The sequence below is a fragment of the Paenirhodobacter sp. YD-8 genome, assembly GCF_056590935.1.
Genome location: NZ_CM152649.1, coordinates 2,155,507 through 2,176,483, shown reverse-complemented (window position 1 = coordinate 2,176,483; position 20,977 = coordinate 2,155,507). Strand labels below are relative to the sequence as shown.

The 20,977-nt window shown below is 66.6% G+C and carries 19 protein-coding genes, 1 pseudogene and 1 other annotated feature; of the genes and pseudogenes, 14 read left to right on the top strand and 6 right to left on the bottom strand.

The window, feature by feature from the left end; translation table 11 throughout:
- Window positions 1–21: 21 nt before the first annotated feature.
- The 13 genes from AC0QTQ_RS10530 to AC0QTQ_RS10470 all read left to right on the top strand — a co-directional run bounded on the left by AC0QTQ_RS10530 (window position 22) and on the right by AC0QTQ_RS10470 (window position 12,672).
- Window positions 22–354, top strand: a complete 333-nt coding sequence (locus AC0QTQ_RS10530) for a DUF2190 family protein (protein WP_480256532.1) — start codon at window positions 22–24, stop codon at window positions 352–354.
- Entirely contained in the window at window positions 354–680 is a 327-nt protein-coding gene (locus tag AC0QTQ_RS10525) for a head-tail joining protein (protein ID WP_480256531.1), read from the top strand. The genes AC0QTQ_RS10530 and AC0QTQ_RS10525 overlap by 1 nt, the downstream gene beginning before the upstream one ends.
- Window positions 677–1,090, top strand: coding sequence for a hypothetical protein (locus tag AC0QTQ_RS10520; protein WP_480256530.1), 414 nt, complete (start codon window positions 677–679; stop codon window positions 1,088–1,090). The genes AC0QTQ_RS10525 and AC0QTQ_RS10520 overlap by 4 nt, the downstream gene beginning before the upstream one ends.
- A 112-nt stretch (window positions 1,091–1,202) precedes the next feature.
- Window positions 1,203–1,439, top strand: coding sequence for a hypothetical protein (locus AC0QTQ_RS10515; RefSeq protein WP_480256529.1), 237 nt, complete (start codon window positions 1,203–1,205; stop codon window positions 1,437–1,439).
- A gap of 2 nt (window positions 1,440–1,441) precedes the next feature.
- Window positions 1,442–1,885, top strand: coding sequence for a hypothetical protein (locus tag AC0QTQ_RS10510; RefSeq protein ID WP_480256528.1), 444 nt, complete (start codon window positions 1,442–1,444; stop codon window positions 1,883–1,885).
- An 80-nt stretch (window positions 1,886–1,965) separates the two neighbouring features.
- A complete protein-coding gene (locus tag AC0QTQ_RS10505) occupies window positions 1,966–2,412 on the top strand; it encodes a hypothetical protein (protein ID WP_480256527.1) in 447 nt (148 codons plus the stop codon).
- Window positions 2,413–2,465: 53 nt separating this feature from the next.
- Window positions 2,466–2,768 (top strand): hypothetical protein, encoded by a 303-nt coding sequence (locus AC0QTQ_RS10500; RefSeq protein ID WP_121535063.1) that lies wholly within the window; start codon window positions 2,466–2,468, stop codon window positions 2,766–2,768.
- A gap of 39 nt (window positions 2,769–2,807) precedes the next feature.
- Window positions 2,808–9,308 carry a coiled-coil domain-containing protein gene (locus AC0QTQ_RS10495; protein ID WP_480256526.1) on the top strand — a complete coding sequence of 2,167 codons (6,501 nt, stop codon included), beginning with the start codon at window positions 2,808–2,810 and terminating at the stop codon, window positions 9,306–9,308.
- Window positions 9,305–10,225 (top strand): hypothetical protein, encoded by a 921-nt coding sequence (locus AC0QTQ_RS10490; protein ID WP_480256525.1) that lies wholly within the window; start codon window positions 9,305–9,307, stop codon window positions 10,223–10,225. The genes AC0QTQ_RS10495 and AC0QTQ_RS10490 overlap by 4 nt, the downstream gene beginning before the upstream one ends.
- Window positions 10,225–11,238 (top strand): pyocin knob domain-containing protein, encoded by a 1,014-nt coding sequence (locus tag AC0QTQ_RS10485; protein WP_480256524.1) that lies wholly within the window; start codon window positions 10,225–10,227, stop codon window positions 11,236–11,238. Before AC0QTQ_RS10490 ends, AC0QTQ_RS10485 begins: the two co-directional genes overlap by 1 nt.
- A 15-nt stretch (window positions 11,239–11,253) precedes the next feature.
- Window positions 11,254–11,550, top strand: coding sequence for a hypothetical protein (locus AC0QTQ_RS10480; RefSeq protein WP_480256523.1), 297 nt, complete (start codon window positions 11,254–11,256; stop codon window positions 11,548–11,550).
- 73 nt (window positions 11,551–11,623) lie between these two features.
- Window positions 11,624–12,304 (top strand): lysozyme, encoded by a 681-nt coding sequence (locus tag AC0QTQ_RS10475; protein WP_480256522.1) that lies wholly within the window; start codon window positions 11,624–11,626, stop codon window positions 12,302–12,304.
- Complete coding sequence (locus AC0QTQ_RS10470) at window positions 12,301–12,672, top strand: bacteriophage spanin2 family protein (RefSeq protein ID WP_480256521.1); 372 nt, start codon at window positions 12,301–12,303, stop codon at window positions 12,670–12,672. Before AC0QTQ_RS10475 ends, AC0QTQ_RS10470 begins: the two co-directional genes overlap by 4 nt.
- Before the next feature lie 99 nt (window positions 12,673–12,771).
- On the opposite strand, the gene AC0QTQ_RS10465 is transcribed toward AC0QTQ_RS10470, so the two are convergent.
- A protein-coding gene (locus AC0QTQ_RS10465; protein WP_480256520.1) for an IS3 family transposase occupies window positions 12,772–14,000 on the bottom strand; the annotation gives its coding sequence in 2 pieces (ribosomal slippage) (window positions 12,772–13,712 and window positions 13,712–14,000; 1,230 coding nt in all).
- Window positions 13,603–13,719, bottom strand: a sequence feature (AL1L pseudoknot). Its footprint overlaps the gene before it by 117 nt.
- A 566-nt stretch (window positions 14,001–14,566) precedes the next feature.
- Here AC0QTQ_RS10465 and AC0QTQ_RS10460 point away from each other — a divergent pair.
- Window positions 14,567–14,809: pseudogene (locus AC0QTQ_RS10460) on the top strand (IS5/IS1182 family transposase); the annotation flags it as partial.
- A gap of 70 nt (window positions 14,810–14,879) precedes the next feature.
- On the opposite strand, the gene AC0QTQ_RS10455 reads toward AC0QTQ_RS10460, so the two are convergent.
- The 5 genes from AC0QTQ_RS10455 to AC0QTQ_RS10435 all read right to left on the bottom strand — a co-directional run bounded on the left by AC0QTQ_RS10455 (window position 14,880) and on the right by AC0QTQ_RS10435 (window position 20,716).
- Window positions 14,880–17,399, bottom strand: coding sequence for a DEAD/DEAH box helicase family protein (locus tag AC0QTQ_RS10455; RefSeq protein WP_480256519.1), 2,520 nt, complete (start codon window positions 17,397–17,399; stop codon window positions 14,880–14,882).
- Between the two features lie 288 nt (window positions 17,400–17,687).
- Complete coding sequence (locus AC0QTQ_RS10450) at window positions 17,688–18,266, bottom strand: SOS response-associated peptidase (RefSeq protein ID WP_480256518.1); 579 nt, start codon at window positions 18,264–18,266, stop codon at window positions 17,688–17,690.
- 92 nt (window positions 18,267–18,358) lie between these two features.
- Window positions 18,359–18,499, bottom strand: coding sequence for a helix-turn-helix transcriptional regulator (locus AC0QTQ_RS10445; protein ID WP_480256517.1), 141 nt, complete (start codon window positions 18,497–18,499; stop codon window positions 18,359–18,361).
- 714 nt (window positions 18,500–19,213) lie between these two features.
- A complete protein-coding gene (locus AC0QTQ_RS10440) occupies window positions 19,214–19,825 on the bottom strand; it encodes a hypothetical protein (protein WP_480256516.1) in 612 nt (203 codons plus the stop codon).
- A 54-nt stretch (window positions 19,826–19,879) separates the two neighbouring features.
- Window positions 19,880–20,716: a TniQ family protein gene (locus tag AC0QTQ_RS10435; RefSeq protein ID WP_480256515.1), complete on the bottom strand. Its 837-nt coding sequence runs from the start codon at window positions 20,714–20,716 to the stop codon at window positions 19,880–19,882.
- Between the last annotated feature and the right edge of the window lie 261 nt (window positions 20,717–20,977).

Here is a 20,977-nt window from a genome sequence, read left to right as displayed (position 1 = left end):
CCTGATCAGAGAGGATCCGAGATGAAGAACTGGAACAGCCCGGGTGAGCACATCACCCTTCCCGCGCCCGCTGACGTGTCGTCCGGCGCGTTTGTCACGGTCGGCGCGATCCGCGGTGTCGCCCAAGGGGCTGCCGCCGCGGGCGAGGAGGTCGTGCTCGTGCGGCGCGGCGTCTTCGACCTGCCGAAGGTGGCGGCCGAGGCCTGGACCACCGGCGCCCCGATTTACTGGGACGCGACGGCGGAGGCGATGACCACCACCGACACCGGCAACACGCTGGTCGGCGCGGCGACTGCGCTCGCGGCGGGCGGGTCGGCCACCGGCCGCGTGCTGCTCGATGGCGTGATCCGCTGATGTCGTCGATCTTCGACGGGGTGGCGCATACGCTCAATGCGCTCTTCGGCGACCGGGTGCGCTACACCGCGGCGGGTCGTCCGGCGCGTCTGGTGCAGTCGATGTTCCGCGAGGCGCCGGTCGACGCCGTCGATGACGACGGGCGGGAGGTGATCATCTTCGCCCCGACCTGGCAACTGCGCGGCGGCCTTGTCCCGGAACTCGCCCGCGGCGACCGGATCGAGCCGGGCAACGGTCGGGTCTATGCCGTCACCAACATCCGGCCGAGTGCCTCCCCCGACGCCGAAGCCTTCGTGATCTGCGAACTTGAACGGATCTTCCCGTGAGCGCGCGGGGGAGCTTCCGGGCGATCGCGCGGGCGGCGCTTGCGGCCGATCCGCGGATGTCGGGGTTCACGCTGCTCTCGGCCTGGGCGGGGGGCATCAATGCCGAGCTCTTGCCGGTGATCGGCGTGGTGACGCCGCAGGAGCGGGTGGCGCCGCTGACGCTCAAGCAGGCACAGCGCACGCTGCGGTTGCAGGTGGTGGCCAAGCGCCTCGGCGCGGCCGAGCTCGAGGACGAGATCGACCTCGACGCCGACGCGATCGAGGCCTGCGTGACCGCAGCGATGCACGCCCAGGGCATCCGCTGCCTGCCCGAGGACATCACCACCACGCTCAACGGCGAGGGCGAGCAGCGGATCGGCACCGTCGTCGTGAGTTTCGGGGTCGAGTACCGCGGCCCGATCGGCGGCTGAGGGCCGGCGCGATCCGCGCCCGCCGCAGCAAACCGCCCCGGCCGCAATTCCGCGGCCGGGGCGTTCCGGGGCCCCGCCGGCGTGCGGGGCCTCGTCATTTGAGGAGGCGCACATGCCGAAAGTCACCAACCTGGGGAAGGCCGATCTGACCCTTCCGACCGGGCACCTGCTGCCTGCCGGCAAGCCGGTCGAGATCCCGCAGCCGGTGCTGAGCACTGTCGACAACCGCAACGTCCTGCGCGGCCGGCTGGCCGCGAAGACGATCGAGATCACCGGGACCGCGGCCACGGCCGCCGCCCCGGCGAAGACCGCAACGCCCGAGACCTCGGGCACTGAGAAGAAAGGCTGACCATGACCAACATGACCTATATCGGCGCGACCATCGAGGTGGCCGCGGGCAAGCCCGCCACGATCGACGCCACGGGCTTCGGCGCGATGAGCTTTGCCGAGGTCGGCGAGATCCTCGAATGGGGTGAGATCGGCGACACCTCCGAAGACTCGACCGAGACCACGCTAAAGGGCCGGGTGCTGCACACCAACGGCGCGGTCGACGGCGGCACGACCGACTTCACCTTCCTGCTGAGCGGCGCCGCCGACACCGGCCAGGCGCTGCTGATCGCGAAGACCAACACCAACGACGACGTGTCCTTCAAGATCACCGATCCCGACGGCGAGATCTCCTATTTCCACGGCAAGGTCGCGAATGTGCGCGACCGCGCGCGCTCGGCCTCGACGCAGAAGGGCATGAGCGGGCAGGCCCGGATCAACTGCGCCGTCGTGCGCGTCGCCGCCTGACACAGGGCGCGGCCGCGGTTCCCCCGCGGCCGGCCATTTCTGCGACCCACCCCCAAGACAAGAGACAGAGGAAGAAGACGATGGATTTTGCCCAGTTCGACAGCCGCTCGGCGGCCGAGAAGCCCGGCCGCGTGCACCTGCTGCACCCGGTCACCGGCGCCGAGCTTTACGCCGATGCCGAGCAGACGAAGCCCTGCATCGTGCTGGTGCGCGGCACCGAGAGCCGCACGGCGCAGAAGGCGCTGCGGGCGGCCCAGCAGGAGCGGATGAAGGCGAAGCCGAAGAAGGACGTGCAGATGCTCGAGGATCTGCACGCGCAGATGGTCGACAGCGCGGTGCCGCTGATCGCGGGCTTCGAGAATGTCTCGCGCGGCGAGGCGGCGCTGACGGTGGCCGAGGACGACATCCGCTGGTTCCTGAACCTGCAGATGGTGAACGGGCAGGAGGGCGAGCGCTCCTTCGTCGAACAGGTGCTGACCTTCGCCTCGCGCCGCGACAGCTACCTGGGAAACGCCGCGGCCGCCTGATCCTCTACGCGCGCCAGCTCGGGCACCTGCACTCGGTGCCCAAAAGCTGGACGGTGTCGCGGCTGACCTTCGCGCAAAGGCGCGGCCGCGACCTGCGCCTGCCGGTGCTCGACGCCGGGCAGTATCTCGTCGAGGCGATGCAGATCCTCGGGCCGCTCCGGCCCGGGCTCGCCGAGGCGCGCGCCACCGACTGGCCCGAGATCGCAGCCTTCGCCCGGGCGACGGAGCGGCTGTCCGAGCCCTGGGAGATCGAGACGCTCGCGGCGATGTGCGCGGGCTATTGCGCGGCCCTGAAGGCCGGAGAGGACCCGCTGGCGATCGCGCCGGTGGATCTCGATGACAGCACGGCGGGCTGAGCGGCCCGCCGTTTCCCCTTGCACGATCGGAGCCCCGACATGTCGATGAGCAGCCCCGCAGCGATGCAGGTGAGCGCCACGCTCGACCTCTCGCAATACGAAAGCCGGTCGCGCACGCTGGTGGCGACGACGCAGCGAATGGCGGCGAACGTCAACCAGTCGATGGCCGGGATCTCGCGCTCGGTCGCGGGCTCTGGCACCGCCTTCGACCGGCTGCGCGCCTCGCTCGATCCGGCCTTCGCCGCCTCGCAGCGCTATCGCCAGATCCAGCAGGATCTGGCCGCGATGGTGGAGCGGGGCGACGCGACGCAGCGCGCGGCGAACATCGCGCTCGAGCAGGCGGCGAGCCGTTACATGGGCGTGGCCACCGCGGCCGAGCGGGCCGAACAGGTGCAGCGCGAGCAGGCCGCGGCGGTGGCGCTCTCGACCGGTCAATACGAGGCGCTGCGGGCCTCGCTCGATCCGGTCTATGCGAGCTCGAAGCGCTATGAGGCGGCACAGCAGTCGATGGCGGCCGCGGTCAAGACCGGCGCGATCACGCAGGGCCAGGCCCAGCGGGTCCTCGAGCAGGCGGCAAGCCGCTACATGGGCGTGGCCACCGCGGCCGAGCGGGCTGAGCAGGCGCAGCGCGAGCAGGCGACAGCCATTGCCCAATCGACCGGGCAATACGAGGCGCTGCGGGCCTCGCTCGATCCGGTCTATGCGAGTTCGAAGCGCTATGAGGCGGCGACGGAGGCGATGACGGCCGCGGTGCAGAACGGCGCGATCACGCAGGCGCAGGCCCAGCAGGTCCTCGAGCAGGCGGCAAGCCGCTACATGGGCGTGGCCACCGCGGCCGAGCGGGCTGAGCAGGCGCTGCGCGAGCAGGCGGCAGCCATTGCCCAATCGACTGGGCAATACGAGGCGCTGCGGGCCTCGCTCGACCCGGTCTATGCAAGCTCGAAGCGCTATGAGGCAGCACAGCAGTCGATGGCGGCCGCGGTCAAGACCGGCGCGATCACGCAGGCGCAGGCGAACCAGGTGCTGGACATGGCCGCGCAGAAGATGCTCGGCATCGCACCGGCGACGAAAGCCGCGGCCAGTGCCACCGCGGCTGCCGGCACCGCGAGCAAGGGGCTCTTCGCGAGCGTCGGCGGCGGGCAGAACGCTCTCAAGCAGATGGCGTTCCAGCTGAACCAAGTCGGCCAACAGGGCGCCGTCACAGGTAACTATATGCAGGCGCTCAGCATTCAGGCCGCCGACATGCTGACCGTGTTCGGCCTGTGGGGCATTCTGGCCGGCGGCGCCATTGCCGTGCTCGGTCCGCTGGCGATGAACCTGATCGGCGCCGACAACGGCGGGAAACAGCTCAAGAAGACCATGGACGACCTGCGCGATGCGACCGATGCCTATCGCTCCGCTGCCGCAGATGCGTCCATGTCGTCCGCCGATCTGATCGAGAAATTCGGTCGCTACTCCGGCGCAGCCCGGGAGACCTATGCCGTGCTGCGCGATCTCGCGCAGCTCGATGCCCTCGACAAGCTGCAGGCGTCTATCACCGCGATTTCAGAGATGGATGTCGCATCTGACATCAAAGAGTTTGCGGAACAGTATGAGTTTTATGGGAAATATGCTGGTGACGCGCTGGAGAAGTTGAGCAGGCGTTTCCAGCTGACCGGTGAGGGTGCCATCGCGCTGACGCAGCGCATCCAGGCAATCGGCGCCGCAGATGGTCCGGAGGAGGCCGCAAAGGCCACTGCCGAGCTGAACGAGTGGCTGAAGCGGGTCTACGGCACAACGGAGAACATCCCGACGCAACTGCGCGAGCTGGCGAGGCAGGCCGCAAATGGGAACCTGTCGGCTCAAACCATCCTCGCCACGATGAACGGCGTCACCGCGGCGACCTACGACGCCGCCAGTGCCGCGGCGACGCTCGCGGCGCGGCTCGGTGCGGCGGCCACCTCCGACGCGGCTGCGGCCCGTGATCGGCTCCAGGTGATCCAGGCCCAGATCTCGGCGATCAATGCCGGGCAGGACGAGGTTGTTGCCGGCAGGCAGCGGCAGCTCGACCTCGAGCGCGAGGCGTATCGCACTGCCCAGCTGGCGGCGGGGGTGGATGCCGGCATCGTCGCGGCCTCCGAGCGGGCGCTCTTCTCCGACCGGCAAAGCGTGATCTACGCCGAGCAGGATCTGCAGCTGAAGATCAAGGCGCGGAACGAGGCGGAGAAGACCGCGAGCGCGAGTGCGAAGGCATCGGACAGGCTTGCACGCAAATACGAGCGCGAGCTCGAGGCGCTGCGGGCGTCGCTCGATCCGCTCGAGGCCTACCGGCAGAAGCTCGCGAAGCTGGTGCCGTTGCAGGCGGCGCTGTCGCAGGACGAGTTCGCGCGGGCGATCCGCGCGCTGAACGTCGAGCTGGCCGACAGCCTGCCGCTTGTGGGCGATCTGTCGGACGCGATCTCGACCGGGCTGGTCGACGGCTTCGAGGGCGGGCTGAGCTCGATGACCGATGCGCTCAATTCCTGGCTCAAGCAGGCGATCGCGCTGGCGATGAAGAACCAGATCGTCATCGGCCTTGGACTGAACGGCTCGGTCTCGGCCGGTGGCACCGCCGCGGCGGCCGCGACCGGCAGCGCGCTGTCCGGGATCGGCACGGCCTTCTCGGCGCTCTCGCTCGGCATGAGCAACTTCGCGGGCTCGATCATGTCCTCCGCCTGGGGCTCGATCTCGGGCGCCTTCTCGGCGGGGCTTGCCGGGCTCTCGACCTCGGTCACCACCGCCTTCGCGAACCTCACCGGCAATGTCGGCGCGCTCCTGAGCGGGGCCGGCGGCTCGATCGCCTCTTCGCTCGGCGCGCTCGGCTCGGCGATCGGCGCCATCGCCGGACCGGTCGCGATCATCGCCGGGCTGGTCAGCTTCTTCGGGACGAAGACGAAGCTCCTCGACGCCGGCATCCGGGCGGTGATCACCGACACCGATGTGCTGGTCTCCGCCTACAAGCGGGTGAAGAAGACGCGCTTCTGGGGGCTCAGCTCCTCGACCAGCACCAGCACGAAGCCCGCGAGCGCCGAGGTGGCCGATCCGATCACCCAGGCGATCAACGCCACGCAGGCCTCGATCCTGTCGATGGCCTCGGTTCTGGGCATCGCGACCGAGACCTTCGACGCCTTCGCCTATGAGCTGAAGGTCTCGACCAAGGGGCTCAGCGACGAGGAGATCGGCAAGGCGCTTGCCGCGGCGATGTCCGACGCGGCCGATGCCTATGCGCTGATGATCGGCGGTCTCGACGAGCTGATCGCGACGGGCGAGACCGCGACCGAGGCGCTCACCCGGCTCAGCACCGCGCTGACCACGGTCAACGGCGCCTTCGACACCCTCGGCTATGCGCAGCGCTATTCCGGCCTTGCCGGCGCGGCGGTGTCCTCGGCGCTCGAGGATCTGCTTGGCGGAGCCGACGGCTTCACCTCGGCGGTCTCGACCTATTGGGGCACGTTCTACTCGGCGGCCGAACAACAGGCGATCCTGACCCGGCAGGCGACGACGGCGCTGGCCGCCTATAACGCCGCGCTGCCGCGCTCGCGCGAGGAATATCGCGCCCTGATCGATGCGCAGGACCTGACCACCGAGGCGGGCCGCGCGCTCTGGGCCGAGCTCGTGGGCATGGCGGGGGTGATGGACCAGATCCTGCCGGCGGTGTCGGGGCTCACGGCCGAGCTCGAGACCCTGCTCGGCGCGGTGTCGACGAGCCTCGATGCGACGATCAACGCGGTCACCGAAAGCCAGAAGGCGGCGGCGAAGGCCGCGGGCCAATGGTACAAGGCGGCGGACAGCATCGCCGAGTTCATCCGCACGATGCGCTCGACCTCGGGCGCGCTGGTCTCGCCGACCCAGGCGACGGCCTTCAGTCAGGCGCAATACCAGACGCGGCTGGCCTCGGCGCTGGCGGGCGACCTCGATGCGGTCAACGGGCTGACCGGCGTCGCGCAGACCTATCTCGACGCCGTGGGGGCGACCGCGGGCTCGGCGACCGAGCTGGCGCTCGCGCAGGCGCGGGTGCTGTCGGATCTCGGCACGGTGCAGGGCGCCTCGCAGATCGAGGGGGCGCGGTGGGACGTGATCCAGGGGCTTTACCAGGATCAGGTCGACCTGATGCAGGAGGTGGCCGACACGCTCGCCGCCGGCAATGCGCTGAGCGAGGCGCAGATCGCCACGCTGAACAGCCAGCTCGGATCGCTCGACGACGCCATCGCGGCCGCGGCCGCGATCAATTATGCGAGCCTGCAAAAGCAGATCGACCTGAGCATCACCGCGGTCGAGGATGCGCAGATCCCGGAGTATCTCAAGGCGCTGCTGCGCAATGCCGACACCGGCATCACCAGCACTATCGACTTCATCACCCGCTCGGATCTGACGCCGGATCTCAAATGGCTGGCGCTGACCGGGGCGAGCGAGATGGTGAAGACGGTGACCTATGCCGCCGAGAACCGGATCGGCGCCGATCTGACGCGGCTGGCGGTCGACACCGTCTCGACGCTGTGCAAGACGGTCCATCTGCTCGCCGGGGCCGGGCTCGATGCCGAGACGATGCAGGTGGCGCTTGCCGGCAACAGCGAGCTTGCCCGGGTGGTGACGGCGACGCTCGCGACCGACATCGACGCCCAGGCGAAGCGTCTCGCGCTCGGCACGGTCGGCGCCTATGGCGTCTCGGTCATGGCGTCGCTCTCGCCCGGGGTCAGCGCCGATGTGCGCCGGATCGTGATCGACGAGCAGGGCAGCTATGCCGCGCTGATCGAGGCCACGCTGGGCGCCGATCTCTCGGCCGATGCGCGGCGCATCCTGCTCTCCCAGCAGGGCCGCTATGTCGCCAATATCACCGGCGTGCTGGTCTCGGACATGGATGCCGCGACGCGGGCGCTGCTGCTCAGCGCCGCCACCTCGGCCGCCCGGGCGATCACCCTCGCGACGGTCTATGCGGGCAGCCTGACCGCGGCCGAGATCGCGCTGCTCAAGACGCAGGCGACGACCGCCTCGGCGACGATCCGGGCGGCGATCGACCTGGCCGGGGTCTCGGCCACCGGGCTGCTCTACCTCACGCAGATCGGCATGGGCAGCACCGCGGTGCAGAAGACGCTTTCCGGCACGATCGCGCTCTCGGCGCTGAGCGCGGAGGCGCGCCTGCTGCTGAGCGCGGTGAGCGAGACGGTGCAGAAGTCCGTTGCCTTCCGCGCGACCGGCGGCGCCACCGAGGATCAGCTGCGCCTGCTGGGCGCGGTCTCGGCCACGGTGCTGCGGGCGGTGAACATCACGGCAACCGGAAGCCTCACCGCGGCACAGGCCGCGATGCTTGGGGCCTCGTCGGGGACGGTGCAGCGGCTGCTGGCGCTTGCCGCCACCGGCACCCTCTCGACCGATCAGCGCTCGATGCTGGCGGCCGTGAGCGCCACCGTCACCCGGCAGCTGGCGCTCGCCGCGGGCGGGGCGCTCACCAGCGATCAGCGCCTGATGCTGCTGTCCGGCACGCAATATGTGGCGCGGGTGATCGCGATGCAGGCGAGGGGCGTGCTGACCGACGATCAGCGCCGCATCCTGACGGCGACGACCGGGACGGTCGAGCGCACGGTCACGGGGCTGGTCAACCTCTCGGGCCTGACGGCACAGCAGCGCACGTTCCTCGGCGCAATCTCGGGCAGCACGAGCGGCACGCTGACGCTTGGCGGCAGCTTCCGCTTCGACCCGACCGCGGCCTTCTCGACCTGGTATGAGGCCACGACCGAGGCCTCGATCGCGGCGCCGATGACGGCGCTGCGCGGTGCGCTTGGCGATCTCGCCGCCGCCGTGCGCGCCGAGACCGCCCGCGCCGCGCATGAGACCGCGGTGACCGGCCTCAACACCTATGCCGCGGGGATGACGGCAAATGCGGCCGGCGCGTATTTCGTCACTGACGCCGACCTTGCCGCGATGGCGGGGATCATCGGTCTCGACACGACCGGGCAGACCGCGCTGCAGCTGCGCCGCGCCATCGCCGGCTATGACGCCGCCGACCTCCTGTCCTCGACGATCTACGACCCGACCGGCAGCCTCGAGGCGGCCTATCTCGCCTCGGTCGCGCCACAGGACAGCCCGCCCGCGCCGGCCTCCTACGCGCTCAGCGATTACCGGCTTCAGCGGGTCAGCCCCTTCGCCTTCCTGGTCACCGGCCCGCTTGGTGGACGGAGGCTCTTCAGCGCAGCCACGGAGGATCTCGTCAAAGACCAGATCGCATCGCAGGGCTTCCCCGCCTTCGCCCGCGGCGGCACCCATGACGGCGGGCTCCGGCTGGTCGGCGAGAACGGTCCCGAGCTCGAGGCGACCGGCCCGAGCCGGATCTACACCGCGGGCCAGACCCAGCGGATGCTGGGCGGCGCGAATGACGCGCTGATCGCCGAGATGAAGGCGCTGCGGGACGCCTTGCGCGCCGAGATCCGGCAGCTCCGCGAGCAGTCACGGCAGCTCGACCTCGCGCGCAACACGGATCTTCGGAAGATCCGCGCGATCGAAGAGCGACGGGAGGCAGAGGCATGAGCGGCCAGGCGATGATGATCATCCCCTTCGAGGTCTCGGAGGGGAGCCTGCTTGCGTGCAACGTGCCGGAGAACGATCATCCCGTCTGGACCGCGGGCGCCACGTTCAACCTGGGCGACCGGGTGATTTCGACCGTCACCCACCGGGTCTATCAGAGCGTCGCCAACGCCAACACGGCGCGCGATCCGACCGAGGCCGGCAATGTCCCGACCTATTGGGTCGAGGTCGGCAGCACCAATCGCTGGCGCGCCTTCGACAAGACGCTCGGGCAGGACACCGCGAAGGCGGACAGCATCGCCTATACCATCGGACTGCCGTCGCGGATGGATGCGATCGCCTTTGTCGACATCGTGGCCGTCGCTCTGCGTCTGGCGATCACGGATGCCGGCGGCAGCACGGTCTATGACAGGACGGTTCAGCTCCTCGATGTCAGCGGCATCTCCAGCTGGCTGGATTTCTTCACCTATGAAGAGACCTATGACCCGGAGGTGGTGCTGACCGACCTCGGCGCCATGCCGGGGGGCCGCGCCGAGATCACCATCTCGAACCCCGGCGGCGTCGCCTCCGTCGCCGAGATCGTCGCGGGCAGATCCGAATACATCGGCACCATTCTGGACGGCACCCGATCCGGCTTCACCGGCTACACCCGGCGCGAGGCCGACGAGTTCGGGAACATCAGCTTCACCAAGCGCCCGACGGCGCGCCGGGCCGAGTGGGAGATCTCCTTCGAGACCCGCGCCAACCGGCGCATCCAGCGCGCGCTCGAGGATGCGCAGTTCGCGCCCGCCTACTTCTACCCGGGCGATGACATGACGGATTTCTTCGTCGCGATCTACGGCATCGCCGATGACTTCTTCCCGTCGCTGTCCGGCGGCGGGAGCACCCAAGCAACACTGACCCTGACCGGAGTGGCCTGATGGCAAGACCGACCTATACCGCCCCGCCCAACGATCCGCCTGTGCTCGGATCGGCGAATTTCGCCTCCGACGCGCAGGGCTATCTCGGGTGGTTCCCGACCCTCGGCGCCTATTGCGAGGCCATGGCGAGCTGGCTGCAGACCGAATATGTGGCCGCCCTCGCGAACGGCACCGCCGCCGCGCCCTCGATGGCCTTTGCCGTGGATGCCGACACCGGCCTGTTCCGCGCCGGTGCCAACATTCTCGGCCTGGCGACCGGCGGGGTCGAACGGGCGCGGATCACCGCCGCCGGCCTGCAGCTCACCGGGCTCCTGAGCGGCACCGCCGTGGTGCAATCCGCCTCCGACACGACGGCGGGGCGTCTGCTCACCCCGGGCTGGATGGGGCTCGGGGCGATGTCCAGCCCGGCGCTCGACAACATCGACCGCTTCGACATCCCGCAGGGGTTCTGGTGGGTCTCGAACGCCACCACGCTCGGCACGCTGCCGACCGGGGCGACCGTCGGCGACGGCGTGCTCGTGCTGCGGCCGACCCCGAACCAGACGACGCAGATTTATGCGACGCCCAACAACGGGCAGATCTGGATCCGCAAGAGCTACGCCGTCACCTCCTGGGGCCCGTGGCGCCGCCTCTATGACAGCGGCAATGTCCTTGGCACGGTCGGGCAGGCGGCGGGTGTGCCCACCGGCGCCGTGATCGAGCGCGGCAGCAACGCGAACGGCGAGTATGTCCGCTTCGCCGATGGCACGCAGATCTGCTGCATCGCCTCGCTTTCCATCAGCGCCGTGACGGCGGTGGCCGGCGCGATCTACACGTCGTCGGAGTTCACCTGGAACTTCCCGGCGGCATTCATGGCACCGCCCAATGTCTCGGCCTCGGTGCGCGCAAGCGGTGCCGTATGGGCCAAGGCCCGGCCGCTTTCTGCCGGCAGCGGCGGCATCACCGTGCTGTCCGCGGCCTCCATCGGCTCGGCCCTGATTGCCGAAGCGACGGCCATTGGCAGATGGTTCTGACCGAAAGGATTTCTCATGTTTCTGATTACCCTGAGCCCGATGCGGCGCGACGATGCACTGGCGGTTTCCGTCGCAGGCGATGTGCTGGTGCTGAACGGCGAGGCGATCGACCTTGCCACCTACACCGCCGACCCCGAGGCGCCGCACGACTGGATCGTCGGGCAGCCCGAGCAGGTGAACGGCGCGTGGCATGTCACGATCGTGCTGCCGCATGGCGCCGAGGCCCCCGAGGCGACCCGCTTCCCGGCGCCGATCACGGTGACCGCGGACGGCCCCGTGACCCTGCCGCCGCACGATGCCCCCGCCGACTGACGGGCGATCAAGACAACCCATGAAGATGCACCCGCCGCCGGCGGGTTTTTTGTTGCCGGAAAGGGGCAGGACAGTGACGACTGACAAACTCGACCAGATTGCGACGCGGGCAGGCTGGGGGACGATCCCGGGGGCGATCAGCTTCCCGGTGTGGTGGCCTTCGCTCGAGAGCGCCTCGACCCTCGCCTCGCAGCTGGTGCCGATCGTGGGCTTGCTGATCGCGGTGGTGAACCTCGCGTTGCTGATCCGCAAATGGCGGCGGGGCCGGGGCTTCTGCGCCGACGAGAGCGGCGCCGCGGGCCGGCGCACCATGGCGGGGCTCGGCGCGGTGCTGGCGCTTGCTGCGGCGGTCATCTCTCCCTTCGAGGGGCGCGAGTTGCGCGCGTACCGCGATATCGTCGGCGTCTGGACGATCTGCGACGGGGACACGCAGAACGTGCGGCCCGGGCAGGTGGCGACGCCGCCCGAATGCGACAGCCGTCTGGCGGTGCGCATCGCGCAGTTCGAGCGCGAGATCCGGCCGTGTCTGCCGGCCGATCTGTCGCGCGAGACCCGCGCGGCCTTCGTCTCGGCCGCCTACAACATCGGCTCCGGCGCTTTCTGTGGCTCGAGCATGGCGCGCCGGGCCCGGGCGGGCGATCTGCGCGGCGCCTGCGACGCGCTGCGGCTCTGGAACAAGGCGGGCGGGCAGGTGGTGCGCGGTCTCGTGCGCCGGCGGGAGGCGGAGCGCGACCTGTGCCTGAGCGGGCTGTGAGCCGGGCAGGGGGCGCGCTGGCGCTCTGCCTCGCACTTGGTGCCTGCGGCGCGCTGCCCGGGCTGCTGGGCGGCCCGAAGGTCGCCGCGAACGGGCAGGCCGCGCGCACCGCGGCGCAGACGCTGGGCACCAGCACGCAGCGCGATCAGGCGATCCGCACCGCCACCGCCGGCCGCGACGTCGTGCAATCCGCCGACGCCAACACACTGCGTGCGGACAGCGTCGAGAGCGTGGTGGTCGAGGGCTCCGGCCCGCCCTGGCTGATCCTCGCCTTCGCCGTCGCGCTCCTCCTCGACAGCCCGCTGCGCTGGCCCGAGCAGATCTGGCGCGCGGTCAGGGGGCGGCGGGAGAGGCGGCAGGTCGCGTGAGTGACCGAACGGAGCAACACGGTGCTCCCGGCCCAAAGCCGCCAGCCGGGGTGGCGCTTATGAACCGCTCCGGGTTTTCCGGAGGCTGATTGACGTCAGTTACGCGGCCATTGTCTCAGTTTCCAGAGCCGCATGGAAGTTGGCCTCGGCTTCTGCGGGCGGGATGTTCCCGATGGGCTCGAGCAGGCGGCGGTTGTTGAACCAGTCGACCCATTCCAGCGTCGCGTATTCCACCGCTTCGAAGCTGCGCCATGGTCCGCGGCGGTGGATGACCTCGGCCTTGAACAGCCCGTTGATCGTCTCGGCCAGCGCGTTGTCATAGCTGTCACCGACGCTGCCCACCGAGGGCTCGATGCCTGCCTCGGCCAGCCTTTCGCTGTAGCGGATGGACAGGTATTGCGACCCGCGGTCGCTATGGTGGACCAACCCCATACCCTTGCCGGGACGGCGCTCGTGAACCGCCTGCTCCAGGGCATCGAGAACGAAACCGGCATGCGCCGAGGGGCTGACGCGCCAGCCGACGATCTTGCGGGCATAGGCATCGATGACGAAGGCAACATAAACGAACCCCTTCCATGTGGCGACATAGGTAAAGTCCGACACCCAGAGCCTGTTCGGCGCGGGCACGCGAAACTGGCGGTTCACCTTGTCCAGCGGACAGGGCGCCTTCCTGTCGGGGATCGTCGTCCTGTGCGGCTTGCCCCTGATAATGCCTTGAATACCCATGCTCTTCATCAGCCGCGCGACCGTGCAGCGGGCCACATCGAAACCCTCACGGCGAAGCTGCCGCCAGACCTTCCGGACGCCGTAGACCCGCCAGTTCTCATCGAACACACGCCGGATCTCGGGGCGTAGCGCCTCATCCCCGCGCGCACGGTACGACCGCCGGGCGGGATCAGCCCGCCTGGCCAGGTGATCGTAATAGGTGGAGGGGGCAATCGGCAGAACGCTGCAGATCGGCTCGACCCCGTGCGCACTCCGATGCGCATCAATAAAGCCCACCATCACTTCGACCGGCGGTCGAGCTCCGCCATCGCAAAATATGCGCTGGCCTTGCGGAGGATCTCGTTCGCTTGACGCAGCTCGCGGTTCTCGCGCTCCAGCGCCTTCATCTTCTCGGCCAGCTCGGTCGGGATGCCGGCGCGCTTGCCGCTGTCGACCTCGGCCTTCTTGACCCAGTCATTCAGCGTATGCGCCGAGCAGCCGATCTTCGCGGCGATCGACACGATGGCCTGCCAGCGCGACCCGTGCTGGCCTTCGGTGTCCAACACCAGCCGCACAGCGCGTTCGCGCACCTCAGGGGAAAACTTGTTCGTGGTCTTGCTCATGATGCTCCATCCTACTCAGGAGTTGGAGCCTCCGGCAAACCCGGGGCGGGTCACTTACGCCACAGGACGGCTTCCCCGAAGCAGTCGGTCATGGCTTGGCGCGGCAAAATCTTGAGCGAATGTCGCTGATGCGGACGAAGTGATCATTGCGTCGAAGAAAAATCAGATATGATATCTACAGTGCATTGCCATGGTTGGTTACGGATTTTAGGTGGACATGAGTAAAACGCCGACCTACCTCATCGAAGCGGTCGCCATCTGGCTTATAGTTTACATTGGCGCTGGTTATTTACCTGAAGACGCTCCCAACTGGTATTGGGCCATCCTTGGTGGTCTAGGTGCGCTCGTTGCCGTAGCGCTTGGTAGTCTGTGCAAACGGCTTGGTCTGTCGCGATAGAAGCGTCCGTCAGAAATGGGCTCGAAGCGGCGATGCGGCGTCGCGGCGTCCGACGGGATCGAGTCGCCGCGTCGACCTGTTCGGCCCATTGCTGCCGTTCGAGCCGCTGACACTGACGCAATGCGGCTTCCTGAAACTGGACGTTCAGCAGCACCGCGGCAAAATAAGCTCAGCCCGGGTGCGCAAAGAAATCGTCAGCGAGACGCATCACCTGAGATGGGCCAACTGGAAGCGTTGGGATCACGTCCGCAGCCGAGTAGTGGCGAGAATGAACTGCCTTATGGCCTTTGGTAAGCGCGTGAAATCACGTGACCCGGATTGACAGTCGGCGGAGATCTAGATCCGCATCTTCATCATGAACAGACACAGACACGAAGCACTCGGCACCGCCGAAATCACAGCCGTTGGCTGAACTCAGAGCGGGTGGGGTCGCCACGGCTGGCAGTCGATAAGAGCAACAATGCCGTCAGGTAGCCTCCCCCCTATTTCACATCCTTCAGTTTGCGCGAGTATTTCGACAGCAGGTCGGGCACCGACAAACCGTGCGCGTTCAGAACCGTCTGAATGTGGTTGGCGCTCAAATCGGCCAGGTTCTGGCTCTCGAAGGACTTGAAGAACTCACGGGTGGCTTTGACGAGACGCCTAAGGTCGGCCTCGCGCACGCCTTCGACCGTGTGGGTGAATGCGGCGGCGCTTTCGATCTTGCCTGCCGGATGCACGATCAGACGTTTGACATTCATGCCCACATAGTGCTTGGCGAACCATGCACTCGAGCGGTTCATCTGCTCTGCTTCGCGCTTGTTGACCTCGGCGCGCAAGATGTCGACTTCGCTCTTGCACTCGAACAGGACGTATTGATTGTCGTCCAGAGCCCAAAGATTGTCCGGCCCTTCTTTCCATTCCGCATCGGGTCGCTCGCCTACGAAGCCAAGGGCTATGCTCAGTTCGTTCAACGCAGATTCGAAGTTATCGGCCTTCGTTCCAAACACCAGCCTGCCGAGGATGTCGGTGACATTGACGTTGAGCTGGGCATAGTCGCCCTGGTCGGCGATCCACTTCTTGACGCGTTCGGCGCGACCCTGGCTGACGATTGTAAGCTTGGTGACCGTCACGCCGGTTGGCGGCTTGAGGAGCAATCGGTTGCGCTTGTGGGCGGCTACTTGCAGCTTGTCGGCTTCAACGCGGTTCGAGACATAGCTGTAGCGGGCTTGGGCCTGCAGGTACCAACCCTTCTCGTCCTTATCGAACGCGCCGCTGTCAGCGAGCGATTGGATTGTGTTCGCTGCACCAGCGTAGTCGCCGTCGATGTAGGCCCGTTCCGCCTCGAGTTCGGTTTTGTAGACCTGCAATGCGGTCTGATCGGATTTAGCCAAGACGACTTTGTCCATCTTCTCCGCGTAAAATGCCTTCCAGCCGTCGTCTCGCCTTAGGCATTGGTGCGCGAGGTCGGTCAACGCCTTCCACGGTTCCATCCCTTCGTCGATGTCCTGCTTGGCCATCTCGGTGATTTCCAGGCCTATCTCGATCTGCGCAGCCATTTGGGGCGACAAGAAGCGACGCGACGCCTTGTCCCGAAGTAACCTGACAAGGTCCGATCCTATCACGATGATGACCGAATAGTCCTTTTCTCCGCGAACACTTCTTCCCATCCCTTGCTCGACCGTGCGTACGGCACGCATGAGGGTGGTGGCACTGCCCGGGCGACATTGTTCTTCGTAGAGGTCCGTGAGGCTTTCGGCGAAAGGCTTGGAGTCGAAGATCAAGATACGGCAGGTCTTGTCCGGAAGATCGATCCCATCATAGCGGTTCACCAAAACCACGGTATCGTCGACCTCGCCTTTGGAAAGCGCGTCGATCAAATGGCCGATGTTGTCGGTGTTAGCCACCGTCGCTCCTCCGGCCTCCCACGGCTTGGCTCTCTCGAAGCTCGGAACAAGGGCAACTCGACCGAACTTTCGCTTTTTACTGCTTTGGGAAAAGTTCTGCACTATCTTGCTGTGATCCAGGTCCTCATGGACAAGTGACGGAAGCAAGATCATTTTTTCGCCAGACCACTTCTCATCGTCGTAAGTGAGCGGATTGGTGATAGTCTCGGGCGAAAGCTGGAGCCCTTTTACGAGAAACGCGTCGTCTGTGACAGTTGCGGACATGAAGATGCGATGCTTTGCCTTCCAGTACGATCCAAAAGCGTCTAGCGGCGCGACGTACGGTTCGATCTCGATGGCCGCCCCTGAGACGACACACTGACAGTGATGCAGATAGTCTTTGAGAACGGGCCAGGCGAACTTGATCGATTTGCGGTCGGCATTTTTCGATAGGATGCCGGCGACATCTGCTTCACGCGGAATCCACGCCCAATACGGAACCGACAAAAAAGCGTCACGCTTGTCGTTTTCGATGTCGGCGAATGTGCCGACGCCCTGCTGTTCCAGATCCGCAGCGAACAACGCCTTGAGCGAACTGTAAGCCTGCTCTTCCCTTGGAATATGGATTCTACATTGGTTCCGGATGTTGTCCGAACAGGCGTGCGCGTCATCCATCAACATCGTGTCGATTGAGACCGACTGCTTGCTCAAGCCAAATTTCGTCAACCCGTTGAACGCTTTTTGCACGGACGTGACCAAGATGGACCCAGAGTTCAAAAACTCCTCCGGAAGATCTCCGTCGGAGGCGCAAGTGCGTATACCAAATTGCCGTGCCTGCTCGCGTGTCTGGTCTACGAGGTAATTGTTCGGACAGAGATAGACCACCGGCCCATGGCCTGCGTTCAACCGGGATTGCAGCATCAGGAGGCCGATCAAGGTTTTGCCCTGACCCGTGTGCAACTTGACGATGACGTCGCGGCTCGTTTCCTGCCTCTTGAACCAGCCTTTGAGCACCGCTTCCTGGGCGGGACGCAACGGGCCCTTATCGGCTTCGCGATCAAGCGTGTCGTAAAGCTTTATTGGATCGGTCGGCTTCTCGACTACTTTGCCACCAAGCTTCTTCTTGAAGTCGACCATGTGAAATCACCTAGTTGAAAAGGATAAAAACACAGCGTCGAAGCTATCCCGTGTGATCCGGCTATTCAATGCCGCCCGACGCTAGGGTCTTTGGTTATTTGGAAATTCCTCTCTTGTCCACCTCGCTCTCACCCCTGCCGCACCCTCGTCTGAGTGCATACAGCTCGACACAGGATGTTAGGCAGTGTGGTCCTTGCGCGCTTTATCAATGTCAGCTCTGCGAGTTTGCTGCGCGCGCAATGCATTACTGCCATCAGGCCGCTTACCGCCCTTGGCCGCCGGTGGGCCTCAGTCGCCGATCGCCTCAATCAGCTCGGGCCCGTCATCGCGCATCGAGAACGGTCTGACAGAGTGGTGTTCGAGTCTGGCTCCTTCGCCAAGGCCTTCGCCATCGGAACCGCCAAGCCAGGCTTCGCGCTCGTCGGCGTTCAAGATCACCGGCATCCGTTCGTGCAGACCCGCCACTGCATCGGTTGCAGCGCGGGTCATGATCGTGCAGGTCAACAGGTCGTGCCAGCGACTTGCCAGCCCTGCAAGAAACAGGTTCTCCTCATTCCCGGCCGAACGGAAGAAGTGTGGCTGGCGGCGACCCTTCGGTCCCGTCCATTCGTAAAACCCGCCCACCGGGATCAGGCAGCGACCGTGGCGCCAGACCTGCCGGAAGGTCGGCTTCGTAGGCGCATCCTCGATCCGTGCGTTGAAGGTAGCCGCCTTCCAGTCCTTCGGGGCGTCACCGGAAAACCAGGATGGGATCAAGCCCCAGCGTGCCGTGAATGCCATCGGCGGGTGCTTTGCAAGGATCACAACTTCGTCCGTCGGCTTGACGTTGTAGCGCCGGGGGAACGGGGCGATCTTGATCTGCGACATCTCGACCTCAGTGTTCCGAAGGTTCGGATCGATGAAACGCCCGCACATTTCAATACTACCTTCCTCTGCGATCAGTCGGGGCGGAAAGTATATCACGCCACCAGAAGCGGGCGAATGCCGCCGAGGTCGTCCGGCCCGCGGGTCAGCAGGTCATAGGTCTTCTGCAGGTTCATCCGGTACTCGGGCGTGGTCCCGAGCGCGCGGGAAAGGCACCTCGCGGTGTCGATGGTCATCGAGGTCTTTTCCTCGCATAGATGCTCGATCCGGGGCGGAGGACATGGATGCGCTTCGCGAGCTTGCCCGCGCTGATCCCCATCTCGTCCAGGACTTCGTGCTTCAGGATTTCACCGGGATGGACCCGCCCTTGCAGCGTGGTCTTGGTGTGCTCCTCTCGGTGGTCATCTTGCCAAGGATGAACGCAGGCGCGCCGGCGTCGAGCGACCTGAGACCGCGACGAAAACTGCATCAGAAGCGTTTACACAGGAGACCTGTAAGTCATTGATTTCGCGTCTATGCCGTTTCGCCCGCTTTACGCCGCAGCCGGTTGAAAACGCGCGGTTGTCTTGCTTCTGGTGGGGTCGCCAATCTTCCGCATGTGGCAATTGTCGTTCGGCATCCAAAGACCGTTTTTCGACAAAAGATGGGTTTTGAGATCATGGTGCTGTTCTGGCACCGGGCTGGCCGGCTGTGGCCTCTCCCGGCCGCTTCCCCCTGTCTTCGGATGTGGAGCGTCAGCCCGCGCCGCCATTTGCCGCCCTTCGCAAATCAGGCTCTGCCTCCCGACGCAGATAGACGGGGCCGAAGTCTGCCCCGCCCGGCGAGAACGGCATGACGCCGACGGCGCGCAGCCGGGTGGGGCAGATCTGGCGGTGGAGCCCGAATTCCCTCTGCATCGTCGTCGGATCAGGAAACGGCGGTGAAATTCGGTCCTGTCGTCCTGCGGGACATCAAGGACGGCCCGCCGCGTCACCGGGTGCCGGCTCCAGAATGCGGGCGCATGCCCGGCCTGGTGCAGCGCCGGATACCAGTCGCCGCGTTTCTTGCCGACGCTGTTGGCAAAGACCGAGGCGGGTTGCCCCGCCGGATGGCATCCAGCATCGCGCCCACGGGCAGGCCGGTGCGCTGTTTCGCGAACTGGAGCCCCTCCCGGTCCGATCCCCCGCCAGGACGGATCGCGCCAGGGCGTCCAGCTCCGCAACCAGCGTCAGCCCGTCGGCGATCCGCCAGGGCGCCTTGACCTTGGGATGCCCGGTCAGGGGGCGAAGCTGCGCCTCGGTCGCGCCGATGGCGGCCTGCATCTCGCTCGGGCCGGCCCGCGACAGGATCTCGGCCAGAAGCCGCCCATATCGGGCCGCATCGCAGGTCCGCAGCGCGGGAGGGTGGCGATCCTCGGTCGGCAATGTACCGGCATTGGTCATGATCTGCTCGATCAGCCGCGGGGTGACCCCGGCCTCCTTCGCCGCGGTGGTGGGGCTATGCAACCGGCGCGCGGGCAGCGCTTCGCTCAGGACGGTTTCCCCGGCCGCGATCGGCCAGGTCTCGACGATGCCGTCCCGCAACAGCGTGCGGAACGGATCGAAGTCGGCATCGGTCAGATCGTCGTCGAGGGCGTCCTAGCGCTTTCCGAAAGCCTGCCGCGGCGCGACCTGTGTGCCGGTGCCGTTCCGGGCGAGGTCCCGCAGGGCCTGGCGGAAGGCCCCCTCTCCTTGCGAGAGCACGGCAAAGCCGGCGGCGCACGCGTCTGCCCCCTCGGCATTCCCGGAGCTGTCATACGCCCGCTGCCGCAGCAGGGCCGCACCGAAGAGCTCGCAGATCGTGGTCGCCGCATACACTCCATGGCCGGCAAGTCCTGTCGGATCGGCGCCGGTCTCCAGCCGTCTGTCGAGCCAGAGATCATAGACCGTCGGGGCAGATTTCGGGCGATCGAACGCCCCGGCCATGATCCGCGGCGCGAGATCGCGCAGCCAGGCCGCACTGTCGAACCTTTCGGCGGGCCTGGCGGCATCCCAGAGTGGCACCAGAGGGTGGTGATGGCGGCAGCAGAGATTGACCGAACGCAACAGCCTGTCGCCGCGCATCGCCATCGCCCGCTCGGGTTGGTCGGGGTCCGCCTGGGCATTCTCCCGCGGGCAGAGAGGGCAGCCCCGCATGACCGGATTGCGCAGGGCGCGCGAGACAAAGGCCGCGCCCCGGTAGCGCCGCCTGAGATCGCGCGCCGCAACCCCGGTCCAGGACAGCAGGTCATCGCGCATCGCGGGCTCCAAGCCCGCCGCCTCAGCCAGCCGATCGAGCGCGGCGGCGTCGAAGTCCAGGAACCGGCGGATCTGATGGCCGAGGTCGATCGAGAAGTCGCTCATCGTTGCGGCATTCATCGCGGCAAAACTCGAAAGGAAAGAGAGGACGGTTTCACGCGGGGCCGGGATCGGGCGGAGAGGCAGAGGGAAAGGCATCGGATTCCGTATCGGTCTTGTCCTGGAACCATGCGAGAACAGGCGAGGCTGGTTCAGAGCCGATCGGTAAAAGGGGGTTAGGCAGGCTATCAGGCGATGACCGCACATGACGCTTCCGCGGCCCAGAGCCGATGGTCGAGCACGTTCCGCCGCCGGAGCGCGGCTTGCCAAAAGCGGACGGCTGTCTCTTGGCGCAGCAATGTCTGGGGCGACTGTCGGCGGTGCGGACTTTCCTGTCGTTCGCGACGTCGGAGCCCGGAA